Genomic DNA, 17,387 nt, shown 5'->3' on the forward strand with positions numbered 1-17,387 from the left:
CGTTACTTATGTCAGATAGAGTTAGAAAAGCAATTATTCCAGCTGCTGGATTAGGAACAAGATTTTTACCCGCAACTAAGGCTTCACCAAAAGAAATGTTGCCAATTGTAGATAAACCAACTATTCAATTTATTGTTGAAGAAGCTCGTAAAGCTGGAATTGAAGATATTTTGATCGTGACTGGTAAAGGGAAACGAGCCATTGAAGATCATTTTGATTCTGTTCCAGAACTTGAGAATAATCTAAAGGCTAAACATAAGGATAATCTTTTAAAGTTAGTTGAAGAAACAACTGACATTAATCTATACTTTATTCGTCAATCACATCCACGTGGCTTAGGTGATGCTGTTTTAATGGCCAAGGACTTTGTGGGTGACGAACCCTTTGTTGTCATGCTTGGTGATGATTTAATGGAAGACAAAATTCCGTTGACTAAACAGCTCATGAATTCATACGAGGAAACTCATGCCTCAACCTTAGCTGTTATGCAAGTTCCTCATAAAGAGGTTTCAAAGTATGGTGTTATTAAACCTCAAGCCAAAGTTAAACCTGACTTGTTTAACGTTGAAAGTTTTGTTGAAAAACCAAGTCCAGAAGAAGCACCAAGTGATTATGCAATCATTGGTCGTTACTTGTTAACTCCAGAAATCTTTGATGTTTTGGAACATCAAAAACCAGGTAAGGGCAATGAAGTTCAATTAACGGATGCCATTAATGAACTTAACAAAACACAACGCGTGTTTGCACATGTCTTTACAGGTGAACGTCATGATGTTGGTAATAAATTCGGTTTCTTACAGACCAATATTCAATATGGGTTAAAACATCCTGAAGTAAAAGATGATTTACGTGAGTACATCAAGAAGTTGGGTGCCAAACTAACTGAAGAAGACAAAGCTAGTAAAAAAGCAAAATAGTTCTATAAACGAATAAGTAAACGAAACTGGCAATTACCGGAGCTTTCTGGAATTGCCAGTTTCGTTATGAGTAACGCCATTTTAGCTAACTAATTGTAAGCAAAATATTAGACATTTTGTTGCGTTGATAGTATATTATTATCATCATCTATTGAGAGAAGGGGAAACACTTGGCAAAAGAATATGATGTCATTGTAATTGGAGCAGGTCCTGCAGGCATGACAACTGCCCTGTATGCTTCACGAGCTAACTTATCTGTCTTGATGTTAGATCGCGGTATTTATGGTGGTCAAATGAACAATACGGCTGCGATTGAGAACTATACTGGTTTTAAATCCGTTTTAGGACCGGACTTAGCCAAAGATATGTATGATAGTTCTGTTCAGTTTGGTGCAGAGTATGCCTATGGTAGTGTTCAAGAAATTGACGACCAGGGTGATGTTAAAGTTGTAAAAACCGATACCGATGAATTTAAAACTAAGGCGGTAGTGATTGGAACTGGTTCTGAGTATAAGAAGCTTGGTGTGACTGGTGAAGATACTTATAGTGGTCGCGGTGTTTCCTACTGTGCGGTATGTGATGGGGCCTTTTTCAAAGGAATGCATCTGATTGTAGTCGGTGGTGGAGATTCTGCCATTGAAGAGGGTATCTATTTGACTCAATTAGCTTCCAAAGTAACGGTTATTCATCGACGTGATCAATTACGTGCACAAAAAATTACTCAAGAACGTGCTTTTGCTAATCCAAAAATGGAATTTGTTTGGAATAGTAACGTTACCGAGATTTTGGGTGACGATCAAAAAGTTACGGGTGTAAAAGTTAATAATAATAAAACTGGTGAAGATAGCATGATTGAGGCTTCTGGTGTGTTTATCTATGTTGGTAACCATCCCATGACAGATAATCTTCACAATTTACCAATTTTGGATGAAAATGGTTGGATCCCAACTGATGATCATATGCAAACCAACGTGCCAGGAATTTTTGCTGTTGGTGATGTTCGTCAAAAAGATCTTCGTCAAATTGCGACTGCAGTTGGCGAAGGTGGTATTGCTGGGCAACAAGTATTTTCATATATTCAAGATTTGAAAGCTAAAGCAACCGCTAAATAATATTAAAATAAAAAGTTTCGAGGAAATTAAATTCCCCGAAACTTTTTTAATAATTTAGGAAAAAGTATAAATGAACCTTAAAATTGACCTATACCAAAGAAAACGGTTAAATTGATTAGTGAGTTTGTTGTATACTTAGACTGTTAAACAAATAAAATGCCAATATTTTTTGGGGGTTAAGACATGAGCTGGAAAGATACGTATCAAACATGGATTAAACGAGAAGATCTAGAACCAGGATTAAAAACGGAATTAACACAACTAGCTGGGCAGGATGCAAAGCTGGAGGAAGCATTCTATGCACCAATGGAATTTGGAACTGCAGGAATGCGTGGTGTGATGGGTCCTGGGATTAACCGCATGAATATCTATACAGTTCGTCAGGCAACTGAGGGACTTGCTAATTTTATGGATGAACTGGATGAAAAAACGAAACAGCAAGGGGTTGCGATCAGTTTTGATTCTCGTTACCATTCTAAAGAGTTTGCACATGAGGCTGCCCATGTTTTGGGAGCACATCATATTCCTAGTTTTGTTTTTGATGATATGCGTCCAACTCCGGAACTTTCATTTACAGTGCGTCATTTACATACCTATGCGGGCATTATGATTACAGCAAGTCATAACCCTAAACAATATAATGGTTATAAAATTTACGGACCAGATGGCGGGCAAATGCCACCAACTGAATCAGATAAGATTACAAGTTACATTCGAAAAGTTACTGATATCTTTGATGTTCCTGTTGCAGACGAGCACGAGCTACGTCAAAATGGGCTTCTAACTTTGATTGGTGAAAATGTTGATGAGGCTTATCTTGCTGAAGTGAAAACTGTGACAATTAATCCTGACTTGATCAAGGATTATGGTGCAGATATGAAACTTATTTACACGCCATTACATGGAACAGGAAAAGTTTTGGGTAACCGTGCACTACAGAATGCCGGTTTTAATGACTTTACGATGGTTCCTGAACAGGCAACTGCGGATCCTGAGTTCATTACCACGCCATTTCCTAACCCTGAGTTTCCACAAACTTTTGACTTGGCCATTAAACTTGGTAAAAAACAAAAGGCTGATTTGTTAGTAGCCACAGACCCAGATGCAGATCGTTTGGGAGCAGCAGTTCGTCAACCTGATGGTGAATATCAATTATTAACTGGAAACCAAATGGCTGTTTTAATGTTGAATTATATTTTGACTGCACGTCAAGAAAATGGCACGTTACCAAAAAATGCGGTGGCGGTAAAATCAATCGTTTCAACCGAATTAGCAACCAAAATTGCTGCTGATCATGGTGTCGGAATGGTCAATGTTTTAACTGGTTTTAAGTTTATTGCGGATCAGATTCAAAACTATGAAACAACGCATGAACACACCTTTATGTTTGGCTTTGAAGAAAGCTATGGTTATTTGATTAAACCATTTGTGCGTGATAAGGATGCTATTCAAGGAATTGTGATGTTGGCTGAAATTGCTGCTTATTATCGTAAGCAAGGTAAGACACTTTATGATGGCTTGCAGGATCTTTTTGCTAAATATGGTTATTATGCAGAAAAAACAATTTCAAAAGACTTTCCTGGTGTAGATGGTAAGACTGAAATGGCCGACTTAATGACTAAATTCCGTGAAGAGCGACCAGCTGATTTTGCAGGTCAACCTATAACTGCCTTAGAGGATTTTGAAAAACAGGTGACAACTTTTACTGATGGTACAAGCAAAAAGATTGCACTACCTGTTTCAAATGTTTTAAAGTATCAACTTAAAGATGGAACCTGGATTGCTATTCGGCCATCTGGTACAGAACCTAAAGTTAAATTTTATGTAGGTACTGTGGGATCAGACAATGCAGAGGCTCAGAAAAAAATTGCGGCGTTTGAAAAAGCACTTGATGCATTTATTGAAGCCTAATTCCAAATTGTGTATGAAAAATAGCTAGGAGGCCACTGATGGGAATTCACCAATATATTAAAAGCTTAAGCAATCTAGAAACGTTAGTGCGTGCACCTGGGATTTTTAAATATCAAAAGCATTCAGTTGCAGAACATTCTTTTAAAGTTACTCAAATTGCACAATTCTTGGGTGATGTGGAAGAAAATGCAGGAAAGAAAGTTGATTGGAAATCACTTTATGAAAAAGCTTTGAATCATGATTACAATGAGCGGTTTATTGGGGATATTAAGACACCAGTAAAGTATGCAACACCAAAATTACGTGCGATGTTAGCAGATGTTGAAGATTCTTTATCAGAAAGTTTTGTCAATACTGAAATTCCAGAAGAGTTTCGAACTGCTTATCGTCGTCGCCTTTCTGAAGGCAAGGATGACACTTTAGAAGGACAAATTTTATCGGTGGCTGATAAAGTCGATTTATTGTATGAATCCTTTGGCGAAATTCAAAAAGGAAATCCGGAAACAACTTATGAAGAGATTTATAAAGAAAGTTTGAGTACGATTGTGAAGTTTAAAAAATTAGCTTCCGTACAATACTTTTTGAACGAAGTGTTACCAGATTTGCTGCGAGAAAAATTTACTGATCAGGCTAAATTAGGCGAAATCACTCGCCAAATTATTAATTAAACAAGATTATAGCGAAAGTATGTTCGGTATGTTAAAATTGAATACATTGTTGAAAGGGAAGGCAATCGCTTTCCTTTTTTTGTGAACGAAATGGAGGAGTCTTCTCAATGATAGATCGTACTGATAACAATAAATTTGACTTAGTTTCAAAATATAAGCCAACTGGTGATCAACCTAAGGCAATTCAGCAGTTGGTTTCTGGAATTGATGCAGGTGAAAAGGCACAGATTTTGTTAGGGGCAACTGGTACTGGTAAAACTTTTACTATCTCAAATGTGATTCAACAGGTTAACAAACCAACCTTAATTCTGTCACATAACAAAACATTGGCTGGTCAGCTTTATGGAGAATTTAAACAATTTTTTCCTCATAATGCTGTCGAGTATTTTGTGAGTTATTATGATTATTATCAGCCCGAGGCTTACGTACCATCTAGTGATACGTACATTGAAAAAGATTCCTCCATTAATGATGAAATTGATAAATTGCGACATTCCGCAACTAGTTCATTGTTGGAACGTAATGATGTGATTGTGGTGGCTTCTGTTTCAAGTATTTTTGGATTAGGTGATCCAACTGAATATAAAAATCATACTGTATCGTTGCGAGTTGGACAGGAGATTGAGCGCAATCAATTATTACGAAAACTAGTTGATATTCAGTTTGAACGTAATGATATTGATTTTCAACGGGGGCGTTTTCGTGTCCACGGAGATGTTGTGGAAATCTTTCCGGCGTCGCATGATGAACATGCGCTGCGAGTGGAATTTTTCGGGGATGAAATTGATCGAATTCGAGAAGTAGATGCCTTAACAGGTGAGGTTGTTGGTGATCGTGAACATGTGGCCATTTTTCCGGCGACTCATTTTATGACTAACGAAGATCAAATGGAAGTGGCCATTCAAGGAATTGAAGCAGAGCTAAAAGATCGATTGAAAGTTTTAGAATCTGAAGGCAAATTATTAGAAGCACAGCGCCTTAAACAACGCACAACTTACGATGTTGAAATGCTTCGTGAAATGGGATATACCAACGGAATTGAAAATTACTCTCGTTTTATGGATGGTCGTAAACCGGGAGAGCCACCTTATACATTGCTAGACTTTTTCCCTAAGGATTTTTTAATGGTAGTCGATGAATCACACGTAACTATGCCGCAGGTTCGTGGCATGTACAATGGTGATAAGGAACGAAAGCAACAATTAATTGATTATGGATTTCGTTTGCCAAGTGCACTAGATAACCGTCCTTTAACTTTGAAGGAATTTGAACAACATGTGAATCAAATTGTTTATATGTCCGCAACACCAGGACCTTATGAAGAGGAACAAACTAATCATGTGGTTGAGCAAATTATTCGACCAACCGGTTTGCTTGATCCAGAAATTGAAGTTCGACCAATTATGGGACAGATGGACGATTTAGTTGGTGAGATTAACAAGCGTGCCGACTTAAATGAGCGGGTATTTGTGACCACATTAACTAAAAAAATGGCTGAGGATCTAACTGACTATCTGAAGGAATTGGGTATTAAGGTTGCTTATCTCCACAGTGACATTAAAACGCTTGAACGAACGCGAATTATTCGAGATTTGCGAACGGGTAAATATGATGTGTTGGTTGGAATTAACTTGCTTCGTGAGGGCATTGATGTACCAGAAGTATCCCTTGTGGCGATTTTAGATGCAGATAAGGAAGGCTTCTTGCGTAATACACGTTCCTTGATCCAGGTTTCTGGTCGAGCGGCCCGAAATGAACATGGCCGAGTTATTATGTATGCGGATAGTGTCACGCAATCAATGCAAGAAACGATTGATGAAACTGCCCGTCGACGAAAGATTCAGGAAGCCTATAATGAGAAACATCACATTACGCCACACACAATTAAGAAATCGATTCGTGATTTAATTGCACCAACAAAAGAAACTGCGGATACTGGTAAGAAAGATGATTTCTTGGAAACTGATTTTGATGATATGTCTAAAAAAGATCAGAAACAAATGATTGATAATCTAACTGAACAAATGCGTTCAGCTGCCAAGAAGTTAGACTTCGAAACAGCTGCCACATTACGTGATACAATAATGGAATTAAAAACCGAAATGGGTTAAGGGGGTATTGATTTGGCAAACGACAAAATTGTCATTCATGGAGCTAGAGCACATAATTTAAAAGATATTGATGTCACAATTCCAAAAAATAAAATGGTTGTGATTACCGGACTTTCTGGATCTGGTAAGAGTTCTTTAGCATTTGATACATTGTATGCAGAAGGACAAAGACGTTATGTAGAAAGTCTGTCTGCCTATGCTCGTCAATTTTTAGGTCAAATGGATAAACCAGACGTTGATTCAATTGATGGATTAAGTCCGGCTATTTCGATTGATCAAAAAACGACCTCCAAAAATCCACGTTCTACAGTAGGAACGGTTACAGAAATTAATGATTACTTACGTCTCTTATGGGCCCGAGTTGGTCATCCGATTTGTCCTAATGACGGTACTGAAATTACAAGTCAGTCGGTAGAACAAATGGTGGATCGAGTATTAGAGTTGCCAGAACGCACTAAATTACAAATCATGTCCCCAATTGTTCGTGCCAAAAAAGGACAGCATAAAAAAATCTTTGAAAAAATTAAACGCGAAGGTTTTGTACGGGTGCGTGTGGATGGTGAAATTCATGACATTGAAGAAGAATTAGACTTAAATAAAAGTAAAATGCACACGATTGAAATCGTGATTGATCGAATTGTAGTTAAAAAGGGAATTCGTTCTCGTTTATTTGATTCCTTTGAAGCGGCTTTACGGTTAAGTGGTGGTTACGCAACGGCCGATGTCATTGGTGGAGAACCATTATTGTTTTCTGAGCATTATTCATGTCCTCTTTGTGGCTTTACAGTTGGTGAGTTGGAACCACGGTTATTCTCATTTAATGCACCATTTGGGGCTTGTCCAGACTGTGACGGGTTGGGCGTTAAACTGGAAGTTGATATGGACCTGGTTATTCCTGATCAAACTAAAACCTTGCGTGAGGGTGCACTAGCACCTTGGAATCCGATTAGCTCACAATATTATCCAAGTATGTTAGAGCAAGCGTGTAAAGCATTTAATATTGACATGGATACCCCATTTGAAGAGTTAAGTAATGCGGATAAAAAAACAGTTTTACATGGATCAAATGGTAAACCATTTCACTTTCATTATGAAAATGATTTTGGTGGCGTTCGTGATGTTGATGTTGCTTTTGAGGGTGTTATTGAAAACGTTGACCGTCGCTATCGTGAAACTAACAGTGACTTTACCCGTGATGTAATGCGCGGATACATGCGTGAGTTAACTTGTCAAACGTGTCATGGCTATCGACTTAATCGCAAAGCGCTTAGTGTCAAAGTAATGGGTGATCATATTGGTCAAGTGTCAGCTCTTCCAATTGATGATGCGATTAAATTCTTTAATCATGTTGAATTATCTGAACAAGAAAGTGCCATTGCCAAACCGATTTTGAAAGAAATTCGTGATCGGTTATCATTTCTTAGAAACGTTGGTCTTGAGTACCTGACGCTGAGTCGAGCTTCCCGGACTTTATCTGGTGGTGAAGCTCAAAGAATTCGATTAGCGACACAAATTGGTTCAAATTTATCAGGTGTGTTGTACATTTTGGATGAACCTTCAATTGGGCTGCATCAGCGTGATAATGATCGGTTGATTGGTTCTTTAAAAAAGATGCGTGATCTAGGTAATACATTGATCATTGTAGAACATGATGAAGATACCATGCGAGCAGCAGATTATTTGATTGACATTGGGCCAGGTGCTGGTGACAATGGTGGTAAGGTAATGGCTGCCGGAACACCGGCTGAAGTTGAGAAAGTATCAACTTCTTTGACTGGGCAATATTTGGCGGGAAAGAAATTTATTCCAGTGCCGTTGAATAGGCGCAAAGGAAACGGCAAAAAAATCACGATTAAAGGTGCTGCCGAAAATAACCTCAAGAAAATCAACGTCGATTTTCCACTTGGAAAGTTTATTGCCGTTACTGGTGTTTCTGGATCAGGAAAATCAACGTTAGTTAATATGATTTTAAAACGGGTCTTGGCACAAAAACTAAATCGCAATTCTGAAAAACCAGGCAAGTATCGTTCAGTTGCCGGCGTAAAAAATATTGAAAAAGTAATTAATATTGATCAAAGCCCAATTGGACGGACACCAAGAAGTAATCCGGCAACATACACCAGTGTTTTTGACGATGTCAGGGGACTGTTTGCTCAGACGAATGAAGCTAAGTTGCGTGGTTATCACAAGGGCCGATTCAGTTTTAATATTAAGGGTGGTCGTTGTGAAGCCTGCAAAGGTGACGGAATTTTAAAGATTGAAATGAACTTTTTGCCTGACGTTTACGTACCTTGCGAAGTATGTAAAGGAAAACGGTATAACTCTGAAACACTTGAAGTTAAGTATAAGGGCAAAAATATTGCGGATGTTTTAGAGATGACAGTTGAAGAGGCACTAGCTTTCTTTGCACCAATTCCTAAGATTCGTCGAAAGCTACAGACAATTGTTGATGTTGGTTTGGGTTATGTTCAATTAGGGCAAGCCGCTACAACTTTGTCTGGTGGTGAAGCGCAACGAATGAAATTGGCTTCCGAGTTACACAAACAATCTGCTGGAAAAAGTTTTTATATTCTCGATGAACCAACAACTGGATTGCATACGGATGATATCAAACGCTTATTGGAAGTCCTACAACGATTGGTCGATAAAGGCAACACAGTGTTAGTTATTGAACATAATTTGGATGTTATTAAGACAGCTGATTATTTGATTGACCTTGGACCAGAAGGTGGTGCTGGTGGTGGCTCGATTGTAGCTACAGGAACACCGGAACAAGTAGCAGAAGTAAAAGAAAGTTACACAGGTCAGTATTTAAAACCAATCTTGGAACGCGATAAAAAACGTACTAGAGAACTTTCAGAAACTAAAGCAGATAAATTGGGTTAATTAAGGAAGGTGGAGGCAAATGAAACGTGAAAATGAATGGGGATTTGACTGGTCTGAATTAATTACTGGCGTCATTTTCTTAATTGCAGGTTATTTTGTTTTTCGACTACCTCAAGTTGCCATAACGAGTTTAGCAATTGTTTTTGGAATCGCGGCAATTGTGCGTGGGATCACCACAATTGGGGGTTATCATCGACTAAAAAGAGTTACCGGAATGAGAGCTAATATTGCGCTTGTATTAGGTATTCTTGATATTGTGGTAGGTGCAATATTTATTTTTGATATTCCGAGTGCTGTGACAGTTTTAAGTTATTTATTTGCTTTTTGGTTCCTCATGGATGTAATTGAGCGTTTAGTTGTTAGCAGTCATTTGAAAGTCTTTGGTAATGGCATCTATTGGTTATCAGTCATCATCGATTTACTTTTACTGATTGTGGCCATTATGTTATTATTCCGACCAATGTTGACGATATTGACTTTAAATGCCATCGTTGGATTTTATTTAGTGATTTTTGGAATAAACGCAATATTAATTGCGTTTGCACGGAGAAATAAGTAAAAACATAGATTCGAAGCTATCTGATTAAGGATAACTTCGAATTTTTTATTAATTTGGTAAACATGACTAGTTTCGTTTAAAGTGGCACACCCGGTGTGCTATAATTAGTAATCACGATCGGGGGATTTAAAATGACGGATGAAAAAATGCAATTAGTAATTGTTACTGGAATGAGTGGTGCCGGCAAAACAGTAGCTATGCAAAGCTTTGAAGACTTGGGCTTCTTTTGTGTAGATAATATGCCGCCAGCTTTATTGCCTAAATTTTGGGAACTTGTAAAAGAATCTGGAAAAATTAATAAAGTGGCTTTAGTCATTGATTTACGTTCACGAGCATTTTATGATCAAATTTTGCACATGCTCACTGATGAAGATGAAGGGTCACCAGCAATTGCTTCACAAATTCTATTTTTAGATACGTCTGATAAAGAACTAGTATCTCGTTACAAGGAAACCAGAAGATCACATCCATTAGCCATGGAAGGCCGTGTTGTTGATGGTGTTCGAAAAGAACGGGAATTATTAGCACCCATTCGGTCGAATGCACAGTATGTCATTGATACGACTAGCATGACACCACGTGAATTGCGGGAACAAATCTTTGAAACTTTTGGTACGGAAGGCGCAACTGGTAACTTTCATATTGAAGTTGTTTCATTTGGTTTCAAATACGGTTTACCAATTGATGCTGATATTGTAATGGATGTTCGTTTTTTACCTAATCCATATTACGTTCCAAAACTAAAAAATAAAACGGGTTTGGATAAACCAGTCTATGATTTTGTAATGAATCAGCCCGTAACAGAAAAGTTTTATAGTCATTTTATTTCTTTGTTACGTTATGTGATGCCCGGTTATCAAAAAGAGGGTAAATCCACCGTCACAATTGCGATTGGGTGTACTGGTGGACAACACCGATCAGTTGCGATTGCACAAAGAATCGCCGACGATTTAAACGCCGATTATACCGTTCACGTCCAACATCGCGACGTGAACAAACGAAAGGAAACTGTGAACCGGTCATGACAAAGAAACAAGCAGCAAAAAAACGTCCAAAGTTCGTTGTAATTGGCGGAGGAACAGGATTACCTGTTATTTTAAAAAGTTTAAAAAAACAAAATGCCGATATTACAGCAGTAGTAACGGTTGCCGATGATGGTGGTTCATCCGGCGTTATTCGAAATTATGTGAATGTTGTGCCGCCTGGTGATATTCGTAACGTGATTGCTGCGCTTTCAGATCTGCCTAAACTGGAACTGGATATTTTTCAATATCGTTTCAAAAGTGATGACAGTTTCTTGTCTGGACACGCGATTGGCAATTTAATTATTGCGGCCTTGTCAGAGATGAAGTCAGGCATTTTTACGGCGGTACAGGAACTTTCTGAAATGATGAAAGTAGACGGACATATTTATCCGGCATCTAATGAACCTTTAGTGCTTCATGCAGAATTTACAGATGGCACCCAGTTAGCTGGAGAATCAGAAATTACAGCTGCTCATAAAACAATTAAACGTGTTTGGGTAGAACCAACGTCTTGGAATGCCAACGGAAAACCCCATGCAGTGCAAGAAGCCATTGATGCCATTTTGGCGGCTGATGAAATTGTTCTTGGACCCGGAAGTTTATTCACCAGTATTTTACCTAACCTGATGATCTCCAATATTGGGGATGCAGTTTTGAAAACTAAGGCAGAGGTGGTTTATATCTGTAACATCATGACTCAAAAGGGTGAGACTGACAATTTCACTGATTCAGATCATGTGGCTGTTTTAAACCGTCATTTAGGTCAAAACTTTGTGGACACCGTACTAGTGAACACAGCAAAGGTTCCGGATAATTATATGGATTACAATCGTTATGATGAATATTCAACCCAGGTTCGTTCTGATTTTAAGGGATTACGGGCACAAAATTGTCGGGTAGTTTCTGATGATTTTCTTTGTTTACGTGATCATGGAGCCTTTCATGATGGTGATCGTGTCGCAGAAGAACTTTTTAATGTTGCGGGGAATCCTAAAACTTGTGATTAATAGCTTGTGAAAGGAGGGATTTTCGTGTCGTATGCCAGTGAAGTAAAAAAAGAACTAACCGGAATTAAAGTTCATCAGGAAAACGCAAAGGCTGAATTGATGGCTTTGATTCGAATGAATGGGTCGATTAATTTGGCTCATCATCAGTTAGTTTTAAGCGTTCAAACCGAAAACCCTGCCATTGCACGAAGAATCTATGCACTTTTAAAAGATTTTTATTCTGTTGAGGGTGAATTGATTGTTCGACGCAAAATGAAATTAAAGAAAAACAATTTGTATATTGTGCGTTTGATGACAAAGTCGGAGGCAATTTTAACTGATTTGTCGATTTTAACGAACGGTTATCAAATTAATGAGAAGGTTCCAGATGATCTATTAACGACCGAAGGCGAAATTCGTTCTTATTTACGAGGCGCGTTTTTAGCAGGAGGATCGGTCAATAATCCGGAAACAAGTCGCTATCATTTAGAGATCTATTCTCTTTATGAAACACACAATGCGATGATTATGGATTGGATGAATCGCTATGATTTAAATGCACGCTCGACGGTAAGACGAAGTGGATATATTGTTTATTTGAAGGAAGCAGAACAAATTGCTAACTTTTTATCTTTGATTGGAGCAACGAATTCGATGCTTAAATTTGAAGATATACGAATATTAAGAGATATGCGCAATTCGGTAAATCGGTTGGTTAATTGCGAGAATGCTAATTTGTCAAAGGTTGCGAATGCGTCCAGCAAGCAAATTAATAATATTAAGTATATTGATGAGGTTGTGGGTATTGGTAGTTTGCCGCCCAAGCTTCAAGAGGTGGCGGAAGCAAGGTTGGCTAACCAGGAAGTGAGTTTGAAGGAACTGGGTGAGTTGATACCGAGTGGGGCCATTTCAAAGTCAGGAATTAATCATCGCTTGCGTAAATTAAATGAGTATGCGGAAAAGTTAAGAGCATAAAAAGAGTGGGCGAAGAGTAACGATAAGCATCCAAAAATAAGCACGTTCCGTAGGCGGGAGAATTCCCGCAGTAGGAATGTGCTTATTTTTGGATACTTTTTACTCTGAGTCGTTTTAAAACTAACAAAAAATGAGGTTAGGAAAAATATCCTAATCTCATTTTTAATTACTTAATTACTTTAAGTCTGAATTGTTTTGCATAATAGCGTCAATCAAACCGTAATCAACGGCTTCTTGAGCTGTGAAGTAATGATCACGTTCAGTATCACGGTTGATATTCTTCAGAGGTTGTCCAGAATTATCTGCCAAAATTTGGTTTAATTCTTTACGAGTCTTCAAAATTTCGGTTGCTGCAATTTCAATTTCAGTTTGTTGTCCTTGAGCACCACCAGAAGGTTGATGAATCAATACTTCTGAATGAGGTAATGCAAATCGTTTACCCTTTGTACCAGAAGAAGCCAAGACACTGGCCATCGATGCTGCCATACCCATGACAATAGTTTGTACATCAGATTTGATGAAACGCATAGTGTCATAAATGGCAAGGCCGGCAGTCACAACACCACCTGGAGAGTTGATGTAAAGATAAATATCTTTATCAGAATCCTGAGCATCTAGGAATAAGAGTTGTGCAATGATTGAGTTTGCAACATCATCATCAATTGGGCCGGAAAGCATAATGATACGGTCTTTTAATAAGCGGGAATAAATATCATAAGCGCGTTCGCCACGTGATGATTGTTCAATAACTGTTGGAACCAAGTTCATAACTTAGTAGCCTCCCTTTAAAATTCACATTAATTTTATTAGTTCATCGCTAATATGTTTACAGCTTACCCCTATGGTCAAAAAAGGTCAAACAATTTAACTCATCTGATTAAAGGTTCATAATTTAACAACGAAACTAGTTAAAAAATAGGCTGATTCAAATTAGTTATGGTAATGAAACTTATCACTTATAAATGGTTTTGGTTGACTTATGCCCACAGGTGTTAAATAATTAAATAACTAATGAATACCTTTTCATATGAGATTAAAACTTCAGCTTGAAACTATTGGAAGAAGTACAGGTATTCATTTAAAAATTCAGTATATGATTTAGAAATTTAGTTTTTAGTAAGTTTTAGGGTATAAAAAAATGCGCCATGCGGGAGTCGAACCCGCGTTTCGAGAACCGGAATCTCACGTGCGATCCACTACACTAACGGCGCAAATTACTTATTAATTTTACTTTATTAATATTGAAAACACAAGTTTATTTAAACGAGGTGATTTGTTTGGCGCTTCAACAAGGCCTACATCAAAGGCAAAAACAAGTACAACGTTTAGCAATGACGCAAACGTTGCAACAATCGATTCAAATACTTCAATATAACGTTGAAGAATTACAGAAATTTTTAGATCAAAAAGCACTTGAAAACCCGTTGATTACTGTGGCCACCACTCATGAAGAATTTGTTAGTGGGACCAGGAAAACCTCATCTGGTCAGTCCGTAGATGAAAACTATATGAATCAAATTCCAGATGATACCCATCAATCACTATTTGAGTACCTATTAGATCAAGTACATTTAACAATGCGGGATACGCCTCTACGTAACTTGGTTTTGTTTCTATTAGAATCAATTGATCACAATGGCTATCTTAAGATGTCTGTTCAAGATGCTATGACTAAAACAGGTGCTAATAAGGTTGAAATTGTTGATGCAATTACACTTATTCAGCAACTGGATCCACCAGGTGTCGGGGCTAAGGATCTGCAAGAGTGTTTATTGTTACAAGCAGAAAATGATGACTGGGCACCGCAAGCAGCAGTGGATATTCTAAAAAATTGTTTTGATGAATTGGCTAATCGAAAATGGCAAAACATTGTAAAAAAACAGAATGTAACGCTTGAAGAAATTCAAACAGTTTTTGATTACGTTCGTACATTGACACCAAAACCAGGAGCACTCTTTAACTCTGAAGGATCTCAGTATATTTTTCCGGATTTAATTGTAAAAAACGAGGCTGGAAAATTAAGAATTTATACATCGAGAACAGCTAAACCTAAAGTTCATTTTCAAAGACAATATTTTCAAAAAATGTTGCAGCGAAAAGATGCAGAGGTTACAGATTATGTAAAAGAAAAGAAACGTGAATTTGATTGGATTTCACGTAGTTTGGAACAACGAGAAAGTACAATTCTCCGTGTAGGCAAAGTTTTACTGAATTATCAACAAGACTTCTTTTTAGAAAAAACTAAAGAATTACGGCCACTTTTACTACAAGACGTGGCCTTAAAACTTGGTTTACATGAGTCCACAATTAGTCGTTCAGTTAATGGAAAGTATCTGCAAACGCGGTTTGGTACTTATGAATTAAAATCATTTTTTAGTAGCGCTGTTGCCAAAACGGACGCTTCTCCTGAAGGATTATCAGTTGATTCAGTAAAAAAACTCTTGCAGAAATTTATTCATGAAGAAGATAAAAGTAAACCTTTATCTGATGCTAAAATTGTAAAAAAATTAGCAGAAAAAGATATTGTGATATCCAGAAGAACGGTGGCAAAATATCGAGAGAGTTTAAACATAGAATCTTCCAGTGCACGCAAACGCTATGAATAGAGATTTTGCAAGAATTAGCAATAGATAATCTAAGGGTTAGTGTAAGGTTTTCCTAGATGGTCAATAAAATTCTAGGAATATTCATTTTGAGTTGAATATATAGAAAAAGACCTGTAGCCTTTTAATCGACGAAGATTAAAGGAAAGGATACAGGTCTTTCATGTATATTTTAGCAGATTTTATTGAATCATTGGGAAATTTAGACAGTTTATTTGATTTAGAGGAGCAGGTAATTCTTCATCTTAGGAAGTCATTCTAGCTGGTTGTAGCTGAATATCTGAGGCAATTAGATGAAACGCTCGTTCCATCAATTCCGGCGGAAAATACATTCATTAATCGACAGGCTAGAACAATTGAGTTTATGTTTGGGGCCGTTAATTTTGAAAGAAGATGTTATCTTCGACCAAATGGAAGCTATTACTTCCCGTTGGATGAACAGCTTCAGTTGGAAGAAAGAAAAAGAATTTCACCTTATTTTAAAAGTGTCGTTGCCAAAATTGGGCAAACGACAACGATGAGAAATACGGCAGCGATGATCAATCTGGCCAGTCAGACGGATATTAGTGCTTGGTCAGTAGACCGAATTATCAGAGACATGGCAGATACCGTGAAGACAGAAGAAAAATCGTCCGAAAAGAAAATAGTTAAGAGACGAAAAGTTGAGAACTTAGTGGTTGAAGGCGATGCCTTTGAGATACACAAAATTAATCGACGAAGACAGGACGTCCACCATTACATTGTTTTTGAATCAGGTTTAGATGGAACAAGATCAAACAAAGTTGAATTCGTTGGTATCAATCAAAAAAAGGTTCAAAAACGAGTAACTGACTACATTGAGAAGTATTATAGAATCAGTGAAATGACCGTGTTTACAGCAAGTGATGGTGGCCCAGGGTATAATCCGGAAAGTATGCGAGAAATAGTTCCGAGTGCTCAAAGAGTTGAATTTACTATCGATCGGTATCACTTTGTCAAAAAGATTAAACAAACCTTTGGTTTATTTAATCCATTGGTTGAAAAAGGCCGTTAAGAGCGTTAGCTTGTATGATCAGAATCAGTTAAACGTTATTTTAGATACGTTTGAGTCGCAAATTAAAACTGATAAGGAGCTTGAGAGCCTAAGAACCCTAAGGCAATATTTGGCAAGAAATTGGCAGTTTATAAAGTCTCCACACGATCGTGGCTTCATGAAGATCGGCAAATTAGGATCCATTGAAAGCTCACACAGAGCGTATACGTATCGGATGAAAAAGCAAGGTAAAGTATGGTCCGAAAAAGGCCTTGAAGCTATGTTGAAATTAATTGAAGCTCGGGTAAACGGTAAGCTGAATAAATACTTACGTGGTGGTTTAAGAAAGTTACAAGAGATAAGGATTGAGATAGCGACGGAACCATTGAAGACGTTGAGTTCAGCCCAGCTGAGCAGCAAGCACCATTCTAAGCATATTGGCGTTCTTGCAGGTAAAATACCAGTTGATGCCCCAACAAGTAGCCCCATCGGAGCAATAGCAAAAATATTTTCAAACTAAGAATTATGTATAAATATTTGGTTGATTATAAGGTACCTAGGAAAACTTGACACATACATCTAAGGGTTTGAGTTGCAATACAAGGTGGCTCCTGATATAATT

12 protein-coding genes, 1 tRNA gene and 1 pseudogene are annotated in these 17,387 nt (G+C 37.7%); 12 read left to right on the forward strand and 2 right to left on the reverse strand.

Features of this window, described 5'->3' with window-relative positions:
- The first annotated feature begins 8 nt into the window (after positions 1 to 8).
- The 10 genes from galU (at position 9) to whiA (ending at position 13,150) form a co-directional block, all read left to right on the forward strand.
- Complete coding sequence (gene galU / locus AB3219_RS06390; RefSeq protein WP_057806735.1) at positions 9 to 917, forward strand: UTP--glucose-1-phosphate uridylyltransferase GalU; 909 nt, start codon at positions 9 to 11, stop codon at positions 915 to 917.
- 170 nt (positions 918 to 1,087) lie between these two features.
- Positions 1,088 to 2,029 carry a thioredoxin-disulfide reductase gene (trxB, locus tag AB3219_RS06395; protein ID WP_057806733.1) on the forward strand — a complete coding sequence of 314 codons (942 nt, stop codon included), beginning with the start codon at positions 1,088 to 1,090 and terminating at the stop codon, positions 2,027 to 2,029.
- A gap of 183 nt (positions 2,030 to 2,212) precedes the next feature.
- Positions 2,213 to 3,940 (forward strand): phospho-sugar mutase, encoded by a 1,728-nt coding sequence (locus AB3219_RS06400; protein ID WP_263749485.1) that lies wholly within the window; start codon positions 2,213 to 2,215, stop codon positions 3,938 to 3,940.
- A 38-nt stretch (positions 3,941 to 3,978) separates the two neighbouring features.
- A complete protein-coding gene (locus AB3219_RS06405; RefSeq protein WP_057806729.1) occupies positions 3,979 to 4,608 on the forward strand; it encodes an HD domain-containing protein in 630 nt (209 codons plus the stop codon).
- A 107-nt stretch (positions 4,609 to 4,715) separates the two neighbouring features.
- Positions 4,716 to 6,719, forward strand: coding sequence for an excinuclease ABC subunit UvrB (gene uvrB / locus AB3219_RS06410; protein ID WP_216762534.1), 2,004 nt, complete (start codon positions 4,716 to 4,718; stop codon positions 6,717 to 6,719).
- Positions 6,720 to 6,731: 12 nt separating this feature from the next.
- On the forward strand, positions 6,732 to 9,605 hold the full coding sequence (gene uvrA, locus AB3219_RS06415; protein WP_057806725.1) for an excinuclease ABC subunit UvrA: 2,874 nt from the start codon (positions 6,732 to 6,734) through the stop codon (positions 9,603 to 9,605).
- 19 nt (positions 9,606 to 9,624) lie between these two features.
- Positions 9,625 to 10,164 carry an HdeD family acid-resistance protein gene (locus AB3219_RS06420; RefSeq protein WP_216754291.1) on the forward strand — a complete coding sequence of 180 codons (540 nt, stop codon included), beginning with the start codon at positions 9,625 to 9,627 and terminating at the stop codon, positions 10,162 to 10,164.
- 131 nt (positions 10,165 to 10,295) lie between these two features.
- Positions 10,296 to 11,189 carry an RNase adapter RapZ gene (rapZ, locus tag AB3219_RS06425; protein WP_057806721.1) on the forward strand — a complete coding sequence of 298 codons (894 nt, stop codon included), beginning with the start codon at positions 10,296 to 10,298 and terminating at the stop codon, positions 11,187 to 11,189.
- Positions 11,186 to 12,196 (forward strand): YvcK family protein, encoded by a 1,011-nt coding sequence (yvcK, locus tag AB3219_RS06430; RefSeq protein ID WP_263749486.1) that lies wholly within the window; start codon positions 11,186 to 11,188, stop codon positions 12,194 to 12,196. Before rapZ ends, yvcK begins: the two co-directional genes overlap by 4 nt.
- Before the next feature lie 24 nt (positions 12,197 to 12,220).
- A complete protein-coding gene (whiA, locus tag AB3219_RS06435; protein WP_057806719.1) occupies positions 12,221 to 13,150 on the forward strand; it encodes a DNA-binding protein WhiA in 930 nt (309 codons plus the stop codon).
- Between the two features lie 174 nt (positions 13,151 to 13,324).
- Here whiA and clpP read toward each other — a convergent pair whose 3' ends face one another.
- The gene (gene clpP, locus AB3219_RS06440; protein WP_057806718.1) at positions 13,325 to 13,918 is read right to left on the reverse strand and encodes an ATP-dependent Clp endopeptidase proteolytic subunit ClpP; all 594 of its coding nucleotides are present in this window, start codon (positions 13,916 to 13,918) and stop codon (positions 13,325 to 13,327) included.
- A 371-nt stretch (positions 13,919 to 14,289) separates the two neighbouring features.
- A tRNA-Arg gene (locus AB3219_RS06445) sits at positions 14,290 to 14,361 on the reverse strand.
- Between the two features lie 66 nt (positions 14,362 to 14,427).
- On the opposite strand from AB3219_RS06445, the gene rpoN reads away from it, so the two are divergent.
- Positions 14,428 to 15,756 (forward strand): RNA polymerase factor sigma-54, encoded by a 1,329-nt coding sequence (rpoN, locus tag AB3219_RS06450; RefSeq protein WP_216754661.1) that lies wholly within the window; start codon positions 14,428 to 14,430, stop codon positions 15,754 to 15,756.
- A 160-nt stretch (positions 15,757 to 15,916) separates the two neighbouring features.
- Positions 15,917 to 17,285, forward strand: a pseudogene (locus AB3219_RS06455) (ISLre2 family transposase).
- The last annotated feature ends 102 nt before the right edge of the window (positions 17,286 to 17,387 follow it).

The sequence above is a fragment of the Pediococcus ethanolidurans genome, from assembly GCF_964062635.1.
In the GTDB taxonomy this organism is placed as follows: Bacteria; Bacillota; Bacilli; order Lactobacillales; family Lactobacillaceae; genus Pediococcus; species Pediococcus ethanolidurans.

Excerpts from the sequence above, each read along its gene's own strand:
- galU (WP_057806735.1), top strand. The coding sequence starts at position 9 with ATGTCAGATAGAGTTAGAAAAGCAATTATTCCAGCTGCTGGATTAGGA.
- AB3219_RS06400 (WP_263749485.1), top strand. The coding sequence starts at position 2,213 with ATGAGCTGGAAAGATACGTATCAAACATGGATTAAACGAGAAGATCTA.
- AB3219_RS06405 (WP_057806729.1), top strand. The coding sequence starts at position 3,979 with ATGGGAATTCACCAATATATTAAAAGCTTAAGCAATCTAGAAACGTTA.
- uvrB (WP_216762534.1), top strand. The coding sequence starts at position 4,716 with ATGATAGATCGTACTGATAACAATAAATTTGACTTAGTTTCAAAATAT.
- AB3219_RS06420 (WP_216754291.1), top strand. The coding sequence starts at position 9,625 with ATGAAACGTGAAAATGAATGGGGATTTGACTGGTCTGAATTAATTACT.
- rapZ (WP_057806721.1), top strand. The coding sequence starts at position 10,296 with ATGACGGATGAAAAAATGCAATTAGTAATTGTTACTGGAATGAGTGGT.
- yvcK (WP_263749486.1), top strand. The coding sequence starts at position 11,186 with ATGACAAAGAAACAAGCAGCAAAAAAACGTCCAAAGTTCGTTGTAATT.
- clpP (WP_057806718.1), bottom strand. The coding sequence starts at position 13,918 with ATGAACTTGGTTCCAACAGTTATTGAACAATCATCACGTGGCGAACGC.